At 47.3% G+C, this 19798-nt stretch carries 19 protein-coding genes and 2 pseudogenes; 17 read left to right on the top strand and 4 right to left on the bottom strand.

Going from position 1 to position 19798, the window contains the following annotated elements; all coding sequences use genetic code 11:
* Window positions 1-409 precede the first annotated feature (409 nt).
* The 7 genes from AC0YNZ_RS27070 (at window position 410) to AC0YNZ_RS27040 (ending at window position 6812) form a co-directional block, all read left to right on the top strand.
* Complete coding sequence (locus AC0YNZ_RS27070; protein ID WP_475829561.1) at window positions 410-535, top strand: winged helix-turn-helix transcriptional regulator; 126 nt, start codon at window positions 410-412, stop codon at window positions 533-535.
* A gap of 108 nt (window positions 536-643) precedes the next feature.
* Window positions 644-1420 carry a DeoR/GlpR family DNA-binding transcription regulator gene (locus tag AC0YNZ_RS27065; RefSeq protein ID WP_475829560.1) on the top strand — a complete coding sequence of 259 codons (777 nt, stop codon included), beginning with the start codon at window positions 644-646 and terminating at the stop codon, window positions 1418-1420.
* Window positions 1413-2240, top strand: coding sequence for an HAD family hydrolase (locus AC0YNZ_RS27060; protein ID WP_475829559.1), 828 nt, complete (start codon window positions 1413-1415; stop codon window positions 2238-2240). The genes AC0YNZ_RS27065 and AC0YNZ_RS27060 overlap by 8 nt, the downstream gene beginning before the upstream one ends.
* 4 nt (window positions 2241-2244) lie before the next feature.
* A complete protein-coding gene (locus tag AC0YNZ_RS27055) occupies window positions 2245-3447 on the top strand; it encodes an MFS transporter (protein ID WP_475829558.1) in 1203 nt (400 codons plus the stop codon).
* Window positions 3448-3731: 284 nt separating this feature from the next.
* On the top strand, window positions 3732-4730 hold the full coding sequence (locus tag AC0YNZ_RS27050) for a phosphotransferase enzyme family protein (RefSeq protein ID WP_475829557.1): 999 nt from the start codon (window positions 3732-3734) through the stop codon (window positions 4728-4730).
* Window positions 4731-4752: 22 nt separating this feature from the next.
* Window positions 4753-5736 (top strand): phosphotransferase enzyme family protein, encoded by a 984-nt coding sequence (locus AC0YNZ_RS27045; protein ID WP_475829556.1) that lies wholly within the window; start codon window positions 4753-4755, stop codon window positions 5734-5736.
* A 608-nt stretch (window positions 5737-6344) separates the two neighbouring features.
* Window positions 6345-6812 (top strand): GyrI-like domain-containing protein, encoded by a 468-nt coding sequence (locus tag AC0YNZ_RS27040; RefSeq protein WP_475829555.1) that lies wholly within the window; start codon window positions 6345-6347, stop codon window positions 6810-6812.
* Window positions 6813-6863: 51 nt separating this feature from the next.
* On the opposite strand, the gene AC0YNZ_RS27035 is transcribed toward AC0YNZ_RS27040, so the two are convergent.
* Window positions 6864-7157 carry an HD-GYP domain-containing protein gene (locus AC0YNZ_RS27035; protein ID WP_475829554.1) on the bottom strand — a complete coding sequence of 98 codons (294 nt, stop codon included), beginning with the start codon at window positions 7155-7157 and terminating at the stop codon, window positions 6864-6866.
* Window positions 7158-7206: 49 nt separating this feature from the next.
* On the opposite strand from AC0YNZ_RS27035, the pseudogene AC0YNZ_RS27030 reads away from it, so the two are divergent.
* The 3 genes and pseudogenes from AC0YNZ_RS27030 (at window position 7207) to AC0YNZ_RS27020 (ending at window position 10490) form a co-directional block, all read left to right on the top strand.
* Window positions 7207-8317: pseudogene (locus AC0YNZ_RS27030) on the top strand (RNA-guided endonuclease InsQ/TnpB family protein).
* A gap of 412 nt (window positions 8318-8729) precedes the next feature.
* Entirely contained in the window at window positions 8730-9389 is a 660-nt protein-coding gene (locus AC0YNZ_RS27025) for a ThuA domain-containing protein (protein ID WP_475829553.1), read from the top strand.
* Window positions 9390-9500: 111 nt separating this feature from the next.
* A complete protein-coding gene (locus tag AC0YNZ_RS27020) occupies window positions 9501-10490 on the top strand; it encodes a Gfo/Idh/MocA family protein (RefSeq protein WP_475829552.1) in 990 nt (329 codons plus the stop codon).
* 67 nt (window positions 10491-10557) lie between these two features.
* Here AC0YNZ_RS27020 and AC0YNZ_RS27015 read toward each other — a convergent pair whose 3' ends face one another.
* Window positions 10558-11187: an SGNH/GDSL hydrolase family protein gene (locus tag AC0YNZ_RS27015; protein ID WP_475829551.1), complete on the bottom strand. Its 630-nt coding sequence runs from the start codon at window positions 11185-11187 to the stop codon at window positions 10558-10560.
* A gap of 203 nt (window positions 11188-11390) precedes the next feature.
* Between AC0YNZ_RS27015 and AC0YNZ_RS27010 the strand changes: the two genes are divergently transcribed.
* The 4 genes and pseudogenes from AC0YNZ_RS27010 (at window position 11391) to AC0YNZ_RS26995 (ending at window position 13356) form a co-directional block, all read left to right on the top strand.
* The gene (locus AC0YNZ_RS27010) at window positions 11391-11525 is read left to right on the top strand and encodes a hypothetical protein (protein ID WP_475829550.1); all 135 of its coding nucleotides are present in this window, start codon (window positions 11391-11393) and stop codon (window positions 11523-11525) included.
* 399 nt (window positions 11526-11924) lie between these two features.
* The gene (locus tag AC0YNZ_RS27005) at window positions 11925-12119 is read left to right on the top strand and encodes a hypothetical protein (RefSeq protein ID WP_110773178.1); all 195 of its coding nucleotides are present in this window, start codon (window positions 11925-11927) and stop codon (window positions 12117-12119) included.
* A gap of 249 nt (window positions 12120-12368) precedes the next feature.
* A pseudogene (locus AC0YNZ_RS27000) lies at window positions 12369-12515 on the top strand (DUF3934 family protein); the annotation flags it as partial.
* Between the two features lie 283 nt (window positions 12516-12798).
* Entirely contained in the window at window positions 12799-13356 is a 558-nt protein-coding gene (locus AC0YNZ_RS26995; protein WP_475829549.1) for an NUDIX domain-containing protein, read from the top strand.
* Between the two features lie 40 nt (window positions 13357-13396).
* Here AC0YNZ_RS26995 and AC0YNZ_RS26990 read toward each other — a convergent pair whose 3' ends face one another.
* The gene (locus tag AC0YNZ_RS26990; protein ID WP_475829548.1) at window positions 13397-14728 is read right to left on the bottom strand and encodes an arsenic transporter; all 1332 of its coding nucleotides are present in this window, start codon (window positions 14726-14728) and stop codon (window positions 13397-13399) included.
* A 309-nt stretch (window positions 14729-15037) separates the two neighbouring features.
* Complete coding sequence (locus tag AC0YNZ_RS26985) at window positions 15038-15952, bottom strand: helix-turn-helix domain-containing protein (RefSeq protein WP_475829547.1); 915 nt, start codon at window positions 15950-15952, stop codon at window positions 15038-15040.
* 122 nt (window positions 15953-16074) lie between these two features.
* Between AC0YNZ_RS26985 and AC0YNZ_RS26980 the strand changes: the two genes are divergently transcribed.
* From AC0YNZ_RS26980 to AC0YNZ_RS26970, 3 genes are all read left to right on the top strand, one after another.
* On the top strand, window positions 16075-17136 hold the full coding sequence (locus AC0YNZ_RS26980; RefSeq protein ID WP_475829546.1) for a Gfo/Idh/MocA family protein: 1062 nt from the start codon (window positions 16075-16077) through the stop codon (window positions 17134-17136).
* Complete coding sequence (locus AC0YNZ_RS26975) at window positions 17129-17860, top strand: ThuA domain-containing protein (RefSeq protein WP_475829545.1); 732 nt, start codon at window positions 17129-17131, stop codon at window positions 17858-17860. Before AC0YNZ_RS26980 ends, AC0YNZ_RS26975 begins: the two co-directional genes overlap by 8 nt.
* 136 nt (window positions 17861-17996) lie before the next feature.
* A complete protein-coding gene (locus AC0YNZ_RS26970) occupies window positions 17997-19685 on the top strand; it encodes a glycoside hydrolase family 13 protein (RefSeq protein WP_475829544.1) in 1689 nt (562 codons plus the stop codon).
* The last annotated feature ends 113 nt before the right edge of the window (window positions 19686-19798 follow it).

Genomic DNA, 19798 nt, shown 5'->3' with positions numbered 1-19798 from the left:
GTATCTAGTTCGGGTCTTTTTATTATGCAATCGCAAGAGATCGCAACCTGTTACGAATGTTCAACAGAGAAATACGGATACTTTTTGAAACGACACTTGAGTTAACTTTTTTGTGTACTCCAGCTGAGCCTCCGAAAGTCTAATCTTCGCTTCCTGTCTGGCAATAATCTCTTCGGGAGTTAATCTCCGTTTTAAAGGTCGCAAAGCTGCTTCTTTGCGTGAGTCCGCCAATCCAATGATCCCGTTTTCTTCGTAAGCTTTCTTCAAACGAACCGTGCACTGCTCCACTCGTTTTTATTAAAGTGTTTTTTAACCCATAAGCTCGCCTCACTGTTCATTCCAGCATACATAAAGGTACCCATACGCTAAACACTTCTTAGTGTCCAGTGTATGGGTACCGGTTTAAAGAGTGGAATACTCTCTCACTGATTTTGGAAAAACGTTAGAACCGATCATCCTATCGATGAAACAGTGGGGAGAGATTTATAAAATCAGACTTAACGAAGTTAGAACGCCGCAAGCCGAAGAAGAATGATGCATAAAAGACGAAAAATGATTGTGATTGCTTATACACATGTTGTATAATGCCTTATATGATACATAGATATGCACCGCTTATCTTTATGAAAAGGAGGGATTGAGCTTGTTTCAAGAAGAGCGGATAAACGCGATTATGGAGCATTTGAATCAGCATCAACGCATCGATATCAAAGATATTTGCCAGCAATATGAGGTATCCCGAGATACCGCCCGCCGGGATTTATTGAAGATGGAGGAGCTGGGCCTCGTTCTCCGTACACACGGCGGAGCCGTTTTGCCGAAAAAAACAAAAGAAATATACGAGTATAAAGAGCGTCTTGGAAGAGAATCCGGCGAGAAGCGTGAGATCGGACATTTTGCAGCTTCACTCGTTAAAAACGGGGACTTTATTATGATGGATGCTTCAACCACCGTTCAGTTCGCCGCGGAAAATTTATCCGCCGAAAATGTCGTTGCCGTAACGAATTCGATCGATAATGCAGATGTGCTGTCCAGAAAAAAAGGAGTAAGAACGATTTTGTTAGGCGGGGAATTGCACGCACAGCACCGTTTTCTATTTGGGCAGTCCACGATTGATAAGTTAGCCGATTACCAGGTGGATAAATTATTTCTTGGCGCCTGCGGCATTACGCCTAATGGCATATCGTATCCGCAAGAGGAAGACGGGGTTGTTAAGCGTGAAATGATTAAACGGGCAAATCAGGTCATTGTACTCGCAGACCATACGAAGTTCGGCGATCAAATGTTTTACAAAATAGCGGGTTTGGATTCCATTGATTTGTTGATTACGAACAAGAAGCCTAATCGTGAAATGATGGAAAAGCTTGCGGAGCATCACGTGGAGTTATTAGTCGTATCGGAGGATGAGAGCGATGATTAAACTGATTGTCAGCGATTTAGACGGTACTTTATTGGACCATACGCGGCGAATTAACAATAGAGATTTGGAAGCGGTGAAAAGGGCGCTGCTTGAAGGCTTCGAATTATGCATCGCATCAGGCAGGATGTATTCGGAAATCAAGCTCGTGATGCAGCCATTCAAAGACCGCTATCATGCGATCGGCCAGAACGGGGCAACTGTTCACAAGAAGGATCTCGCGCTCTTGGCATCCTCCTTTTTTGAGCCCGAATTATCCGCTGAACTGCTTCAAACTACCCGCAGCTTCGACCATTTTGTAAATTTTGTTCATTGTGCGGATGATTCGTTTTATTTAAAGGAACGCACAGACACCTCGCTTCCGTATGAAGCGCGTATTTTAACGGCTTGTTCAGTGCGCGGCGATTTGGAGGCAGCTTTAAAAGCGGATGAAATGAGATGCTGTAAAATTTCCTACTTCGGCGAGCTTGAAAAGTTAAATCAATTGAAGGCTGATTTGAATCGTCAGTTTGATGGCAGGATAGAAACGTTTATTTCCGATAAGGATTGCCTTGATGTCATGCCGTTAAATGTTTCGAAAGGGATAGCGATATCGCTATTGATCAAAGAGCTCGGACTGCATCCAAACGAAGTTGCATGCATAGGCGATTCCTTTAACGATCTATCCATGTTTGCCATAACGGAGCATAGCTTTGCCATGAGCGGCAGTCATGCTGACGTAAGGAAGCATGCGGGCACGGTCATAAATTCAGTTGCTGAAGCGATAGACCGCATCATCTCCTATAACCGCTCATTGGCAACGGAACGGATGGAAAGGTGTTGATTGGATGAAACGGGTTGTTTGGCTCAGCTGCTCGGCATATTTTCTAATCGGACTTGCAACGGTCGTGTTTGGTGCGCTGTTACCGGAAATGCTGCAGGATTACGGCCGGAATTACAGCAGCGGCGGTCAATTGGTTTTCACCCAGTTCGTCGGATTTTTCATCGGGGTCGTTATCGCACCGAAAGCTTCCGAGCGGTTAGGCTATCAGCGGACGATATTGCCGGGAATGCTTTGTTTAGCCATCGTACATGCCGCCTTGTTATTTCACCCGCACTGGTACCTGGTTATGCTGCTTGCTGCTATAAATGGGTTTGGATTTGGCATGACTCAAACGGCTATAGGCACATTTCTATTGGAATCCACGAATAATGGAGCTGTTACGATGAGCCGGCTGGAGGTTTCATTTGGAATCGGGGCTTTGGTCATGCCGCTTGCTTCCAGCTTCTTGATCGCGCAGCATGTTTGGATTTGGTCCTTTGCAATCGTCACATTATTCGCCGTTATCAACCTGATTCTTTGGAGCAGCAAAATGGTTAGTCATGCTAATGCCGGCATAAGGACGCATCAAAATCCGGAAAGGAATGCTGCAGCCTTCGACACATCCGGCCAAACGCGATTTGCTTTTTCCAGGCTTTCTTTCTTTATCGGCTTCGTATTCCTGTATGTCGGAATTGAAACAAGCATAATAAATTTCCTGCCGTCGATCTTTGTGCAGCATATTCAGCTGAATTCATCGGAAGCAACGCTCTCGGTCACGTTTTTTTGGATCGCAATGGTTATCGGCCGGTTATTTTCAGGCATAATCGCTGAGAAAATCAACTATTACAGGTTTCTGGCAGTCAGCTCCCTAGGTGCCATTCTATGTCTCATTTTGATGACTCTAGTCCAAAATAAGATTGCCGCGTTCACGGTTGTCGTAATGATCGGGCTTTTTTTGTCGGGCATCTTCGCCATCGTGATCGTATTCGCCAATCGTGTTTTCCCGGGAAAAACGAAACAAACGACAAGCATTCTGATCGCATCGGGCGGAGTCGGAGGGGCGATACTTCCTTTGTTGACCGGCTGGAGCATGGATCATTTTCAAGCGGCAAATACAATTTGGGTGTTGGCCGGCTGTGCTCTGCTTATGTTTCTGTTTTTACTCAATGCACGTAAAAATAAGGAGGCGCCGTCTATTGAACTTGAGAAATGGAGTTCAAGCGCTTAGAACTGTATAGAAAGCTGCCGACTTTACTCAATCGGCAGCTTTTTCTGCGTTAATGGGCAGCACAGTACTCATGAGTTTATGAACCAAATTAGAAAATCCCCGCACTAACGGGTATAATGTGGAGCAGTTTGCCGCGGCAGCTGTTCCTTTTTGCTTATGCGACCGAATTACAGTTAACTTTTGTAAGAGAAGCGGCTATAGTTGATGTATTAACAATGACTGCCAATCAACCCACCAATTCTAACTTTTGAAATTTAATAGCTGAAAGGATAGGTTGCCGCTATATGATTCAAGAAGCAAAGGAGCGCTGGGCGGCTGAAATCGCGGACCATCTTAAAGAGCGGTTCTGCCTATCCATGAGTGAAGTGCTGCCAATCGATAAGGGCTGGCTCAACGTGAAGTGGAAGATGGTAACGGACAAAGGCCCGATATTCGTAAAGTATTATCATCCGGAGCGATACAAGCTGCATACGCATCCTGATAAAAGAAGCGCGATCGAGAAGACGCTCCGGCTGCAGCAGGGACTGAGCGCGGCCGGAATACCGTGTCCAACGGTTTATTTTTACAAGGAACAGTTCATACAGGAAACGGCGTCGGGGTTATTTTATACCGTGCTGGATTGGGTGGACGGTCATACGGCTCAAGCCGGGTGCTTGAATGCCGCTCAAATGTTTGAATTAGGCGCGGCGACGGTGCGAATGCACAAGTGGCTGCGATCCGTACCGCCGTTGGACAAGCCTGCCTGGAAACCGAACAGGGACGCTTATTTGAAAGAGTGGCGGGGCAATTGGGAAAAGGCGCAGGAAGCGGGAGATAAGACGGTATTGGAGTGGCTTAGACGTTCACAGGACATCGTCAAATCGATCGATTTTCATATGTTTGATTCAAGTTCTGCCGGATGGCTGCATTGGGATTTGTGGGTGGATAATATATTGCTGCAAGAACATGGATTAGCCGGCATTGTCGACTTTGACCGGATGTCGATGGCATACCAGGAAATCGATGTGGCCCGCGCGGTTTTGTCAGGCGCTCTGCGGGACGGCCGGATACGGATGGAGACAGTACGGCCTTTTATGGAGGGATACCGTGAGCATTCTGATGTATCGCCAGGCATGCTTTCCCGGGCTATGCGCATGCTTTACTTGATCGAATCCATCTGGTGGCTTCGTACGGAGGTTCGTGCCGAAAGCGGGCTGCGCGGCTTGCTTAGCCGGTTTGTCGAAGAAATGCATTGGATCGAACATAATTGGGCGACGCTGCCGGATCAGTTGGATATGGTATGAGCAAAGGAAGGGAAGCTCTTATATGACGGATGACTCTCTGATTGAGGTCCTTAGCAAGTATGGCATTCAGCAGCCTGATATTACATTTATTAGACATAACGAAAATAGGACTTATAAAGTCAACGATGTAGTCAATGGAAACTCGTATTTGCTGCGCGTTCATCAACCGGTTACTAAAAATATGGAAGGGCTGCAGCATACCTGGGACGGTTTATTAAGCGAGCTGCGGCTGTTAGATGAAATTGCAAACCAAACCAATCTTATCGTTCAACGCCCGGTTCACGACCGCTGCGGAAATTTCATTGCAAAAGCAGATTGCGACGGGAAAATGATAAACTGTTCGTTATTAACATGGATTGAAGGAACGGATTTGCAAAAGGAAGACGTGGCAGCAGAACTAGTTGTGATGCAATTAGGTGCTCAAACCGCTAAACTGCACAGCTTTTTCCGTACGTACAATTCTCAATTTGACTCTAACTGCCGGCCTAATCAAGGTATAGAACGAAATGTCCAAAAGCTTTCTGAAATAAAACGCGGCGTCGGGACAGGCTTGATTGTCCCTTCGGATTTTCAGATTGTTGAGGAGACGTTCCAGCTCATTAACTCCCGCCTCGAAAGAATGGGGAAGTCGGCAGATTGCTGGGGAATCGTCCACGGTGATTTAAATTTGGGCAATATGATCGTCAACCGCGAAGGTGAAATATGCTTCATTGACTTTGGGCTGTTCGGATCCGGTTATTATTTGTTGGATGTTGCAATGGGAGCCTTAATGGTTCCGTCAGAACGCAGAAGACAATTTCTTAAGTCGTATTATGGGGATTGTGAAGTAACTGAAAATGTTATCCCTGTAATAGAAGGATTTATGCTGCTCGCTATTTTCGGATATTACGCCTTTCACATGGAAAATGAAGAAGTGCATCCTTGGATTCGCGAAAGGATGCCGCAATTATGCGCTAAACATGGTCTCCCTTTTTTGTCCGGGGAGCGTATATTTTATAGCTTGTAAGATCGGCAGCCTTTGTTTCAATGACTTAACATAAAAATAATGGAGTGACTTCATGCGGAAAAATAGGATTCCCCCTTTGTATGGAGCAATAAGTTGGAGCGTTCTGATAACTACTGTCTTTTTAATAGCTATAAATGCTAATCACATTGATAGCATGTCGACAGGGATGAGTCGTTTATGGCGGTTCTTTCAATTAGCACCTTTGTTTGTTTTGCGCTATCGGGTGTTGGGGTTGTGAAGGGAAAAACTCCATCTCATTTGATGAACATAGGTTTTCACTTATTTTATCAGGAATTTCTCCTTCAAATCTCGCAATAACCCCTTAAAGTGTCGATTTCCTGCAAAATACATGGAGGATTTCCAGCTAAATGAAGCTGCAGGCTTCCAAGGGGGAAATTAACAGGGGTTTTTCCTGTTAATCATTTTGCGCGTAAATGTAGATGTGAACGGTAATTATCGGCTGTCTTTTTCGCTTAATACCAGTGTACATTGCATGAATGAACGGGAGTTATGTGTTGCATATAACTAATTTAAATCTTTATAACCGAACGTATGTTTGCTATCCTTGTTATGGGTATATTTTCCATACAATAGGGAGGGAAATAACATTGAAAACTTATCAAGTCGATCAAATGGAAAGGGAAGAGATCAGGCTGGTTGGCTTCACGATAACCGAAAGTCTAAACCATGTTTTAGAATCGGGAATTGTGGGCGCATTGCGTGAGGATTTAGCGAGAAGAGTGAGTGAGATTGAAAACAGGATAGGAACTGGCATTTATTTAATTCAAATCTATCCTTACGACGGTCAATGGACTCCCGATGTGCCCTATCAGCATGTAATCGGCTTCGAAGTGAACTCGTATGGTGAAATTCCTAGTGACATGATAACGCATACCGTAACTTCCGGCCGTTATATCAAAATTGTACATACAGGTGCAGAATCACAGATTGGTGCCACTTATGATTTTATAAACAATACGTACGGCTGCCGACCTATTGATATTGAATATTGGAACGATATTTATGCATTAGACCGTGAAGAGTCTCAAATTGACATTTATATACCGGCTCAGTAGCAGTGCAGTTCCATCCCGAATCCATCGCCACGCTGCGCGGGAATGTTGGGATCACTTTAATCGAAAATATCGTATTCCGGTTACCTGAAATGCGGTAATCATAGAGGCAGCGGCGGCCTGAAGCTGATCTTCATGCTTCAGGCTGCCTCTGTATTTTTTAAGGCGGGTGCTCGTTAAAGCATCGTATACATCGACGACGCTGACGATGCGGACTTCAATCGGAATGCCTTCGCCTGCAAGCTGATGAGGGTAGCCGGTTCCGTCCCATTTTTCATCAATAGGGGCGTGGATACCCGTGACTTCAGTCATGAGAGGAAACGCCTGGTTTTGCTTGTACACGAACATATGATCGCATACAATAATCGTATAACTCTATCAACAGGGAGGTGAATCCATGAATCTTACCCTTACCGCGAAACTGAAAATCAAACCAACCTCCCTAAGCCATGTTGTTGCACAAAACCATGGCCGCATATCGAAAAGGATGCAACATGGTTTCGAAGCTCATTTTTGAACGAACAGCCTTAAACGCCAGATCATTGCACAAGCTAACGTATACCCATTTGCGGCAGCAGTTTGGTTTGCGTTCACAAATGGCGCAGTCGGTGCTTAAAACCGTTCTCGCAAGGTATAAAACCAATGAATCAAGCGGGCATGACCGGACATGCGTACAGTTCAAACGCCCTGAATACGATTTAGTTTGGAACCGTGACTATTCTTTGGCGGCAGGCGTTTTCTCACTCAATACCTTGGAAGGCCGCGTCAAGGTAGCCTTCGAATCCAAGGGTATGGAACACTTCTTCGATGGTTCCTGGCGCTTTGGCACGGCCAAGCTGGTTCACAAGCACAGTAAGTGGTTTCTGCATATCCCGATGACTAAAGAAATCGATGAAATCGAAGATAAGGAGCTGGGCCAAGTCATCGGTATTGATATGGGGGTAAATTTTGTTGCCACTGCCTATGATTCGGCGGGCAAAACGACCTTCTTTTCGGGTCGGCGCATCAAAGATAAGCGGGCACGTTATAAACAGCTTCGAAAAGCGCTTCAAATGCGGCAAACGTCATCTGCACGTCGAAGATTAAAAGAAATCGAGCAGAGAGAAAACCGTTGGATGACCAATATTAACCATCAGGTCAGTAAGGCACTCATATCCCGCTATGGAGCCAAAACGCTGTTTGTGCTGGAAGATTTGCAAGGCGTGCGCAAGAGGGCGGAAAGGGTTTACCGAAACAACCGTTACGTCACAGTTTCGTGGGCCTATTACCAGCTTCGCCAAATGATCACGTACAAAGCGGTGATGGCGGGCTCCAAAACCATCGCGGTCAATCCCAAATACACCTCGCAAACATGCCCGAAATGTAATCACATCGCGAAAGGAAATCGCAACAAAAAGAAGCATCTCTTTTGCTGCCGAGCCTGCGGATACAGGTCGAATGACGACCGCATCGCCTCGATGAATCTTTGGCAGAGTGGAAACAAGTACATCGCCAAAGATGCGGCATAAGCACGCTTATGCCGCAGGGTAGCTGTCAGCCTGCCCGTTCGATGTTTCTTTGGAAATATCCATTCCAATATTTTCCAAAGAATAAATCGAGGATGTGACCTCACGCTTCCATGGAGGCGATGAAGCCGGGTGCGGTAAAGGTAGGAGCTACGACGGCATCTTGTATATACAAGGTGCTGTGTCATCGTGTAGCATTTGCACTACTGGAGCGTCACAAGCTCGCGACTTTAGTCGTGAGTCGTTGACAGAACAGCTCTACGAAGCGGCTGCTCTATTTTTACTGATCCACACCGTCAAATCAGGTGCAGAAATGCACCTGATTTGTTTGTTTATGAAGAACCGCGTATAGCAATGTTCTGCGCAAACATTTAAAATTTAAATAAAGCTTTGATTAGAGTAAGGGGATGAAGAGATGAAGGTTGGCGTAATTTGTGACGACTATTGGCATCCGGGCAAGACGGTCATGGCGGGCTTGGAGCCGCTCAGCAAGCAGGGCTTTCAGTTCGATTATATTCAGCATGCATCGGAGTGGTCGGGCAGCTGGATGGACCGGCAGGATGTAATCGTACTTGCGAAGTCGAACCAAATTTCGGCGTCTGATAAAACGCCATGGCTTACGGAAGAGATTCAGCAGCAGTTTCAGAGCTATGTCGAGCATGGTAAAGGGCTGCTCGTTCTGCATGCAGGCACGGTCGGATACCGGAATGAGCCCGTTTTCTTCGGGCTGGTAGGCGGAGTGTTTCAGCATCATCCGGAGTCTTGTCCCGTTACAATGACATATACAGACAAGGCGTTATTCGGCAGTCCGGCTGCGGAAGACTTTACTGTAAACGATGAGCATTATCATGTGGAGGTCATTGAAGAGCGCATTCAAGTATTTATGACCTCGGTGTCGGAGCATGGTACGCAGCCGGCGGGCTGGTTAAGGGAGCAGGGGGAAGGCCGGGTATGCGTGCTCACGCCAGGGCACTTCCTGTCCGTGCTGCAGCAGCCGGAATATCAGAGCGCGATCGGGCATGCACTGCAATGGTGCTGCGGTGCCGGGAGCGGGAGCGGGAGCCAAAATCTATAATCTGCCGGCGGACGGACGATTTCGTTAATCGGATCGCTTTGCAGGATGGTTCGCCTGTATAATTAAGGATAAGAAATGATATTAGTATGTTATCAGAGGAGTGAAAAATTAATGTCGTTAAAACCGATCAAGTGGGGGATTTTGGGTCCGGGAGGGATCTCCTCAAAATTTGCCAAAGATTTGGCCTTTGCTGAGGGCGCCGAGCTTGTCGCAGTCGGAGGAAGAAGCCTGGAGAAGGCGGAGAGCTTCGCTGAGCAATTTAACATTCCTCGCGCTTACGGCAGCGTGGACGAGCTGGCCAGCGATGCTGAAATCGATATCGTCTATGTGGGAACGCTGCATCCGATACATAAAGAGAATGTGCTTGCGCTCTTGCGCGCCGGCAAAGCCGTGCTTTGCGAGAAGCCCTTCACGATGAATGCGGCGGAAGCGAAGGAAATCATTGAATTAGCAAGGGAGAAGCAAGTGTTCCTCATGGAAGCCATGTGGACGAGGTTTTTGCCGCCTATCCGCAAGGTGAGGGAATGGATAGCTGACGATAAAATTGGCGAAATACGCATGTTGAAAGCGGATTTTGGCTTTGATATCGGCTGGGCGCCGGAGAGCCGTCTTCTTGATCCTCAGCTAGGCGGCGGAGCGCTTCTTGATGCCGGCATTTATCCGGTTTCCTTTGCTTCTATGATATTTGGCGGCGCGCCGGCAAATATTATGAGCAGCGCCCGAATTGGCGAGACAGGCGTAGATGAGCAGTTCTCGCTGTTGTTCGAATATGAGGGCGGACGCACCGCAGCGTTAAATGGAGCGGTTCAGCTTGGGATGGTTAATGACGCTTATATTTATGGTACAAAAGGATATATCCATATTCCAAACTTTTTGTTCGGCAAATCGGCATCGCTTCACGCCAAGAACGCGGAGCCTGAATCGATCGCCGATGACCGTCAATTCGCGGGTTATGCATTCGAAGCGGAGGAAGCGATGAACGCGCTGCGCGAGGGCAGACTCGAAAGCTCGGTCATTCCTTTGGATGAGACGCTGGCGATCATGAACACGTTAGATACGATCAGGAAGCAGTGGGGCTTACGATATCCGTCCGACGTTTAGAAGACGAAAGTAGGCAAGAAGAGGAGCAGAATGCCTAAGCGTCCTGCTCCACTTGTTATGATTCACACTATTGTGCATGAACGGCTTGCAGCCATGCTTTAGCGATGAGTGCGGCGCCGGCTGGCGATGGGTGAACGCCATCGGGAGCCCAATATGCGGGGCCTGTCTGGGCAGCAGCCTGAGCGAATAAGCCGTCGAGCGGCACGTATAACGCTTTGAACTCTCCGGCGAGCTCGCGAACCGCTTGAATTTTTGGATCAAGATCCTCCCGCCATTGCTTCTGGCTCTCGTTAACAGGCAGCACGAAGGGCTCGACAAGAATGAGATTTGCGTTAAGCTGCTCCTTCGCCCGCTTAATCAGTCTCAGGTATGTAGCGTAGTAATCGTCGGCACTCATTGGATCATTGCTGTCATAACGCCGCCAAGTGTCGTTAATGCCAACGTAGATAGACAGCCAAGTCGGATTTAAAGCGAGACAATCCTCTTCCCATCTCCCTTCCAAGTCGACGACACGGTCGCCCGATATGCCCCGATTCAGGAAGGTGGCTTGCTTGCCTGGATATTTGCTCGTAAACAGAGATGTTACAAGGTTTGCATAGCCCGATCCGAGATTGGCCCCGTCGTTTCGGTTGCGGCCCGCATCGGTAATGCTGTCGCCTTGAAACAGAACAACTGCGTTTTGCTCGATTAATGTCATCCTTTAAACCTCCGATAATTTTTAATAATGGTCTCCATCAAATAAAGTATCATAAATATGCTAAAGCGGTATAGCAGGAAAGCAGCCGACGGACTGACGGGGTGAGTAAAAATAGGAAACATTAAATTTTCAATTTTCTATTTTAATTTGTCGCATTTTACTATTTAATAGAAGATAGAGGAATGTACGGAAGGAGAGGTGGAATGGGAGATAAACAATTCCAAGGTTGCTGTCCTCAGAAGCTGCTGCGTGTACGGATGATTACCGCTGTAAAACAGCTGCCGCTCCTGCGGCTGCGAGATCATTTGAATGCGCTTACGACCGGCAGGATGGCGTAGTCGATTAAGAGGTGCCCCGCTCAGCTTACTGCCATGTTTAGTCAGGTAAACCTCATACGAAAGCGTATTGTTAATTTTGTGTCAATTATTGAGGGAATATTCTAAAAACTTAGCAATATATTTAAATGATGAATCTGCTAGATCAGTTAACAAATCAATCGTACGATTTTGGAGCAAATCGTTGAAACAACCGTTCTAGACAGCATAGGTGCGGATATTAATTAACTGGAAAAGCTCCTGTTAATTTCTTCCTAAACGCTCTGAAGCTTCATTTAGCGGGAAATCCTCCATGTCATAGACCTTAATTCAACTTCTATAAAATGACTTATCTTGGATTCATCTTTTTCTCATAAAAGCTTAATGTTCTTGCTCTATGATCGAACTAAGGGAGTGATGGGCATGACCTCTTCTTACTTCAATGAATGGCTGGATGAATATAATGATTATAAAAGACTGTATATGCTTTTTGGCGATGAGTACTATCTGGAGCAGGCTGAAGAAGCGTTAAATTCTTTAAAGGCTTTCGTATTGCGGGCAGAACGTTATAAAAGTATAGTTTGGAAAATCATGAGCGATTCGATTCATGCCTACTGAGAAGCGGCAGGCAATCCTTGCAAAGGATCCTAACCGGAATGAAATTTAATGATTTTGGAACCGAAATAGCTGGCGGCAGCAGCCCCGCGATCTCGGTTCTTTTGCTTGCAGACGGTGTGGGATGTAGAAATAATGGTATAATGACTAATAATGATAACGAGGAACAAGGATCTTTATAGATGCCGCTGCTGCATTTCATGTAAATGTAAAACAGGTAACTCGACATAGAAAGCATAATGGAGTGATGAGATGAGCAGTGCAAAGGGTAAGGGCGGAACCGGAAGAGGAACGGGCAAGAAAGGCTGGAATCGCTGGCAAGCGGGGGAAAAAAAGAAGTTAGCGAAAAAGGTGTTTGGCAGAAACAAAGGGGCTAAAGGAGCCGAAGGCGAGAAAGGCGAAACCGCTTCAAAAAGCACGGCGGGCGCTAAAAGAGCAAATATGACGAAGGGCAGCACCGCGTTTAACGGCGGCATTGCGGCCAAAGGCAGAAATACGGCGAAGTAGGCTGCAAGGCAAGGACCTCCGGAAAGAGTAAACAGGATCGGCCGCGACTTCACTGCAACGTGAGGCTTGCGGTCATTTTGTATTTCTGAAGATCCTCCATGCGGACGGTCTATGCAGCGATTGAAATAATTCGTATAATCTGATGAGATAAAAGCTTAATGCAGAGGTGAGACAGGTGGAAGCGAAGTTTTGTATGGCATGCGGTCATGAGCTGGAGTCTCGTAACGTTGACGGGACGATGAGAATGGCGTGTACGAACTGCAGCTTTATTCATTGGGGCAATTACAGTATTGGTGTCGGAGCGCTTGTCGTTAAAGAAGACAAAATTCTGCTCGTCCGCAGGGCGCAGGAGCCTGGAAAAGGCAAATGGACGAATCCGGGCGGATACATCGAGCAGCTGGAAGCGATTCAAGATACGGTCCAAAGAGAGGTGCTGGAGGAGTGCGGCGTACACGCCATCGTTAAAAACGTCGTCGCATTACGCGATCAGCCAAGGAGCATACATAATCTTTACGTCGCGTTTGAGATGGAATATGTAAGCGGCGAGCCTACTCCGGATAATGCGGAGGTTGACGCTGCCGGCTTCTTTACGCTGCAGGAATTGGAGTCGCTGGAAGTTGCAAGCTTTACGCAATGGCTTGTCGACGTTGCGTTCCATGGCCGCTCGCAGGGCCTTAGGGTGGATAGTGAGCCTGTCGTTCCACTGAACGGCTACGGGCTGTTCCGTGCATAAAAAACATGGGGCCTTCCTTACGGAAGGTCTCTTTTTTATTTTAGAAAAACCAGGAAACCCAAAAGGACAATAGAACGAGCGTGAAAATAACGGTAATCGGAATGACGATTGAGGATACCTTTAAATATTGGCTCCAGCTGATACGGACTCCTGCTTTTTGCACAATATGCATCCACATGAGCGTAGCCAACGTGCCGATCGGCAATAGGAGTGATCCGATGTCACTGCCTATGACACTAGCTAAATATGCGATTTTTAACGTCAAAGGATCGAGACCCATGTTCGTTAAAGTGAGTGTTCCGACCATTAAAGCGGGATGATTATTGAAAAAATTAGACAATACGCTTAACAATACGCCCATTAGGACGCTGGCATGGAGCAGACTTCCCGAGACGACAGGCTGCAGCAGCTGTATCAGCCATTCCGTTAGTCCGATATTGTTCAGGCCGTAGATAATAATATACATACTGAAAGCGAAAATAAGAATATACCACGGCGTCTTTTTGAGCAGGTCTGCAGGCGGGATTTTTAAGTAGATCCATCGCCAGCCGAGAAGCAGAGCAGATCCGATGACAGCCGTAACGGCGACGGAAAACTGGAGATACGATGCGACAAACAAGCTCAAGCGTACGCAAAATATGAAAATAATAATATTGCGCATGAAGCGGTTGCGGTTTTCTTTCGGTACGTTTTGCTGGAGCGGATGGCTTCCCGGCATGAGGCCCCATCTGGAAGCAGGCGGCAGTTGTTTCGGGAGCGTACGATAGAAGGTGACGAATAGAAGGAGAGACAATAGTACAAGCCCAAGCGATGCTGGAACGAACATCATGGCGGTGTGCATATAGAGACTCATGTGAACGATTTTTAAAGCGATTAAATTGACGATGTTGCTTACGCCGATCGGGGCGCTTGATGCCGTTGCGATTAATGCGCCTGACAGCAGATAAGGTATTTTTTGATGGTTTTTAAGGCCCATATTTTGCAGCAGCATCAGCAGTATAGGTGTAGTAATTAGGATGCTTCCATCATTATTTACGAACAGCGTCATGAGAAAACAAAACAAATTCGTTAGCCAAAAAAGGCGAATGCCGGAACCGCGGGCTTTTTTGAGCAGCAGCTCGGCCGCCCAATAGAAGAAACCGAAGCTTTCTAATACAATGGCCATGACGATAGTCGCTATAATGGTAACCGCTGCTCCGCTTATCGTTTCGGTGATTTGACCGAGATCGGTAAGCGAAACGCTCCCGCTGAGGAGAACGACCAAAGCGCCTATCGTTGCAGGTATCGCTTCATTGACGTGCGGGCGCCAAAAGATGAAGCCGATCGTTAACAGGAACGCAGAAATTGTCATAATGATCATTAAATCATTCATGTCTTAACCTCTTTTCAAGGATGAAGTTTCCTTTGTTTGTAGGCAGCAGCACTCCTTTTTTGAAGTGAGTCTTCGTCTTTCTAGCAACATACTCTAGCTTTTAGGCACTGAGCTCCTCCTTTCTCTTAGATGTAATAGCAGCTTGTATTGTAAGTATACGTACGAGATAGATCGTTCGTACTGGTCAATATCCCTATCTCTATTAAAATCTGCTAGTATCAATTGATGATGAATGTCTCCTAATGATAGATATCAACAATGGCAAATGGCCTATAGAAAAACCTCCGAACGTGATCCGTCCGGAGGTTTTTACTCATTTTTTCGTATGCGTTTAAAATACTGGGTCGGGGAAAGGCCGGCATACTTCTTGAATACTTTACTGAAATGATACGGATCGTTAATGCCGATTAAATAGCCGATCTCGCCTATGCCGAGCGAAGTTGTCTCGATTAATTCCTTCGCTTGATTGATGCGGACCGTATTGATGTAACGGCTTATCGATTGGCCGGTTACGTGCTTGAAGGCGCGGTTGATGTAATCGTAGTTGCTCTCGAATGCCAGCTCGATATCGCTGCCGGATATTTTCTTTTGGTAGTTCTGATGAATGTAATCGAGCAGGGCATTAACTTTAACAAATGACTTGGAGGGAATGCGGTCGTTACGCCTAAGCTCGTCCATAAAGTTTTCGCGTGACAGCTCAATGAGCAGCTGCGTAAATCTTAAAGCAGTCAGGCTTCGATTGTAATGCCTGCGTTTATAGTGCTGCTGCATTTCATTAAGGGCATGCAGCGCGAGGCTAAACCTTGTTTTATCAGAAATCGTATGAAATTTGGGAAAGCAGCAGATGTACGGATTGATACCGGCAATGGAAGGCTTATGCGGGATGAACGGAGATTGCTCATGCTCCACGATGAAATAGTTGGCAAGCGCGAGCATATCATCGACTTTGATCGATTTGATATCCGGGTGCTCGAAATGAATATAGTAGTAATCGCAAACATGCTTCGCGGTCCCTTCATGGGTTAGATTAGGCTCAAGAATAAGCATGTCACCCTTCCTCAGAACATAATGGTTGTCCGCCTCTTTGAGATGCAGCTCACCGCTTCGGATGAAATAGAGCACATACTCGTTAATATTCCGCTTGAAATGAATCCACGGGCTCTTATACGCAACAAATCCCATAATTTTGACGCGCGGAACCAAATCCACGTTAATAGCGAGCAATCCCAATCTCCCCTTAAAAGTCGTTTTTGTACAAAAAGAGTCTCCATCCGACATTCCTGTTTATTTTAACACAAACTATACTTGGGTTGTAATTAAAGCACCTTAAGGATGGGATGATGCATATGAAGAAGCTGAAAATCGGCGTTATCGGACTTGGCGGCATAGCTAACTTTCATATCGAAGGCATTCTAGCAAGCGCGGATGCAGAAGTATGGTCGATTTGCGATTGCAATGAAGAAGCGCTTTTGGCCAAAGGAGAGGAACTGAACGTTCCGCCGGCGCGAAGGTACGTTAACCATTTGGATATGTTAAAGGATGCGGAGTTGGATGCGGTTACAATCGGCACGCCGAATAGTAATCATTTTATAATCGCGTATGACGCCATTAAGCACCGCAAGCCGTTTGCGCTGGAGAAGCCGATCGCGCTGAACGCTCAGGAAGCGGAAATTCTCCGGCTGGCATTAGCCGCCGATCCGCTGCCGCATATGGTTTGCTTCACTTACCGGTATAAGTCCGCGGTCCGTTATGCGAAGCAGCTGGTTGAGCAGGGCACACTAGGCAAAATTAATCACGTATACAGTCAATATTTGCAAAGCTGGAGCATCGACGAGAACATTCCGCTCCTGTGGCGGTTCCGTAAGGATCTGTCCGGCTCGGGTGCGCTCGGCGATTTGGGCTCTCATATTTTGGATCTTCAACGCTTTCTCGTCGGTGAAACGGTCAGGGTCATCGCGGATGCCGGCACGATCGTGAAGGAGCGCGACCTTCTGGGCGGCGATGGCAAGGGCGAAGTTGATGTCGATGATTTCTGTCACGTGCTTGCCCGTTTTGCGGACGGGACATCCTCCACGATGAACATATCCCGCTTCGCCTATGGACGCGGCAATTATCAGCAAATCGAGATTTACGGTACGCAAGGAGCGCTCGTCTACAACCTGGAGGAAGAGGATACTATTCAAATCAAGCTTGGCGAGGAGCAGCAATTCCGCGAAATTGAAATCCCTAATTCGTTCGCGGCAAATCAAATGCAGTCCTTCTTCGATTTGCTGAACGGCAAGGGCGACGGTCTCGATGCGGCAATAGAGGACGGCTGTATCAATCAGGCGGCGCTCGACGCTATCGTTCAGTCCTTTACGGAAGAAAGATGGATTACAATCGGGCAGGAGGTTCTCGTTAATGGCTAATCTTAAGGTAACCGTATGGAACGAATACCGGCACGAGAAGCAAAATGAGCATGTCGCAAGCATCTATCCCGAAGGCATTCATAACGCGATTGGCGGATATTTGAAAACGGTGGATGGCTTTGACGTAAGGACGGCGGTCCTAGACGAGCCGGAGCACGGTCTAACCGACGAGGTGCTGAGCGATACGGATGTGCTTATCTGGTGGGGGCATCTCGCACATGCGGAGGTGCGGGACGAAATTGTCGAGAAAGTCCGCGCCCGCGTGATGGATGGAATGGGACTTATCGTTCTGCATTCCGGACATGGCTCGAAAATATTCGAGCGCCTGCTCGGGACGAAAACCGGCGATTTGAAATGGCGCGACGACGGCGAGAAGGAACGGATTTGGGTCATTGAGCACGGGCATCCGATTGCGGACGGCTTAAAGGATTATATTGAAATTCCGAAGGAAGAAATGTACGGCGAGCGCTTTGACATTCCGGCTCCCGATGAGCTGGTGTTCATCTCGTGGTTCGAGGGCGGCGAAGTGTTCCGGAGCGGCTGCTGCTACCGCAGAGGGAAGGGGAAGCTGTTTTATTTCCGCCCAGGACATGAGACGTTCCCGATCTATCATCACCCCGATGTTTTGAGAGTGATTGCCAATGGCGTGCGATGGGCGGCTCCCGTTCAAGGCGCCAGCATATCGTTAGGCAGGGTTGCGCCTCTCGAGCCGATTGGAAAGTAACTGAATATACACAAAACGGACGCTTTCGTCAACGCCCTTTATTATTTCATTTCGAATAATAATAGCGGTTTGTTTGGCGGGCGTCCTCTTTTAATATGAACAGGATAGCTCAATACGTAATTTAGGAGGAATACAGATGACAGCAGGCGCGTTTTGGCAGGAGGACGTTGTTTATCAGATATATCCCCGCAGCTTTAAGGACAGCAACGGGGATGGAATAGGCGACTTGCAGGGTATAATAAGCAAACTGGATTATTTGAAGGAGCTCGGAGTCGGGATCGTATGGCTCAGTCCCGTATATAAATCGCCGAACGATGATAACGGCTATGATATTAGTGATTACCAGGCGATTATGGATGAGTTCGGAACGATGGCGGATTGGGAGGAAATGCTGAAGGGACTTCATGACCGCGGCATTAAGCTCATTATGGATCTTGTTGTCAATCATTCCTCGGACGAGCATGCCTGGTTCCAGGAGTCGAAGAAAGCGAAGGATAACCCTTACCGCGACTATTATATATGGAAGCCTGCCGGCGAGAACGGCGAGGAGCCTAACAACTGGGTATCCTTTTTCGGAGGATCTGCGTGGCAGTACGACGAAGCGACGGAAGAGTATTATTTGCATTTATTTACAAAGAAGCAGCCGGATCTTAACTGGGAAAATCCGAAATTAAGACGTGAAGTATACGATATGATGAACTTCTGGCTGGAGAAGGGCATCGACGGCTTCCGTATGGATGTTATCAACTGCATTTCCAAGGCAGACGGATTGCCAAGCGCTCCAGGCGGAGAAAGGTATGCATGGGGAGGCGAGTTTTTCCTATGCGGTCCGCGGCTGGAGTCCTATTTACAGGAAATGAACGAGCAAACTTTGTCCCGTTATAATGCGATGTCCGTTGGCGAAATGCCGGGAGTTCCTACTGACCTGGCGGCCGTGTATACGGATCCTGCCAATAAGGCCGTGAACATGGTCTTCCATTTTGAGACGATGGACATCGACTCCGGCGAAGGCGGCAAGTGGAATTTGAAGCCTTGGAGGCTTGCTGATTTGAAAGCTGTCACGAGCAAATGGCAATACGCTTTGAACGGTAAAGGCTGGAACAGCCTATATTTGAACAATCACGACCAGCCGCGCATGGTTTCACGGTTTGGCGACGATACGGTGTACAGAAAGCAGTCGGCTAAGCTGCTGGCGACATTCCTGCACACGCTGCAAGGGACGCCGTACATTTATCAGGGCGAAGAAATCGGCATGACGAATGTGAAGTTCGATCATATCGATGACTACAGAGATGTGGAGCTGCTTAACTTTTACCGGGAGGCTGTGCACGAACGCGGCGTGTCTCACGAGCAGGCGATGGCTTCGGTTTATGCGAAAGGAAGAGACAACGCCCGGACTCCGATGCAGTGGAATGACAGCTGGCAAGCAGGCTTCACGACCGGCGAGCCATGGATCGGTGTCAATCCCAACTACTGTGCCATCAATGCGGAGGAAGCGCTGCAGGATCCGGATTCGATCTTCCACTATTATAAACGGCTGATTGCATTGCGGAAGCAGCATCCGATTATGATATATGGCGATTATTCGATTGTCGCTGAGGAGCATGAGCAGTTATACGTCTATACGCGTACGCTTGGCGAGGAGCAGTGGCTTGTTATTTTAAACTTCTCCGAGCGTGAAGCGTTATTCGATCTAACGGAAATGAAGCTTCCGTCTGCGGCACAGCTGGAGCTGATCATTTCGAATGATGATGCTCCTTCTGTCGCGTCAACGCGGGACATGCTGCTTCGTCCTTATGAGGCGAGAGTTTATAATCTGCAGTAGAAGCTTATAAGGTAGATTGTACTGCTTCGGGTGAGTTAATTCGATTTGGCGGAACTAATCGGAGCAGTAGCTTGCAAATCGAGCGATTAAGTTGATTTTGCCGAACTAAAAGG

This window comes from Paenibacillus sp. J2L1-98 (genome assembly GCF_056269405.1).
This window is presented reverse-complemented; position numbering and strand designations above follow the sequence as displayed.

What these genes read in the sequence shown, in the direction of transcription:
- AC0YNZ_RS27060 (WP_475829559.1), top strand. Translation starts at nt 1,413, where the DNA reads ATGATTAAACTGATTGTCAGCGATTTAGACGGTACTTTATTGGACCAT.
- AC0YNZ_RS27055 (WP_475829558.1), top strand. Translation starts at nt 2,245, where the DNA reads ATGAAACGGGTTGTTTGGCTCAGCTGCTCGGCATATTTTCTAATCGGA.
- AC0YNZ_RS27050 (WP_475829557.1), top strand. Translation starts at nt 3,732, where the DNA reads ATGATTCAAGAAGCAAAGGAGCGCTGGGCGGCTGAAATCGCGGACCAT.
- AC0YNZ_RS27045 (WP_475829556.1), top strand. Translation starts at nt 4,753, where the DNA reads ATGACGGATGACTCTCTGATTGAGGTCCTTAGCAAGTATGGCATTCAG.
- AC0YNZ_RS27035 (WP_475829554.1), bottom strand. Translation starts at nt 7,157, where the DNA reads ATGTTCGTGTACAAGCAAAACCAGGCGTTTCCTCTCATGACTGAAGTC.
- AC0YNZ_RS27025 (WP_475829553.1), top strand. Translation starts at nt 8,730, where the DNA reads ATGAAGGTTGGCGTAATTTGTGACGACTATTGGCATCCGGGCAAGACG.
- AC0YNZ_RS27020 (WP_475829552.1), top strand. Translation starts at nt 9,501, where the DNA reads ATGTCGTTAAAACCGATCAAGTGGGGGATTTTGGGTCCGGGAGGGATC.
- AC0YNZ_RS27015 (WP_475829551.1), bottom strand. Translation starts at nt 11,187, where the DNA reads ATGACATTAATCGAGCAAAACGCAGTTGTTCTGTTTCAAGGCGACAGC.
- AC0YNZ_RS27010 (WP_475829550.1), top strand. Translation starts at nt 11,391, where the DNA reads ATGGGAGATAAACAATTCCAAGGTTGCTGTCCTCAGAAGCTGCTGCGT.
- AC0YNZ_RS27005 (WP_110773178.1), top strand. Translation starts at nt 11,925, where the DNA reads ATGACCTCTTCTTACTTCAATGAATGGCTGGATGAATATAATGATTAT.
- AC0YNZ_RS26990 (WP_475829548.1), bottom strand. Translation starts at nt 14,728, where the DNA reads ATGAATGATTTAATGATCATTATGACAATTTCTGCGTTCCTGTTAACG.
- AC0YNZ_RS26980 (WP_475829546.1), top strand. Translation starts at nt 16,075, where the DNA reads ATGAAGAAGCTGAAAATCGGCGTTATCGGACTTGGCGGCATAGCTAAC.
- AC0YNZ_RS26975 (WP_475829545.1), top strand. Translation starts at nt 17,129, where the DNA reads ATGGCTAATCTTAAGGTAACCGTATGGAACGAATACCGGCACGAGAAG.
- AC0YNZ_RS26970 (WP_475829544.1), top strand. Translation starts at nt 17,997, where the DNA reads ATGACAGCAGGCGCGTTTTGGCAGGAGGACGTTGTTTATCAGATATAT.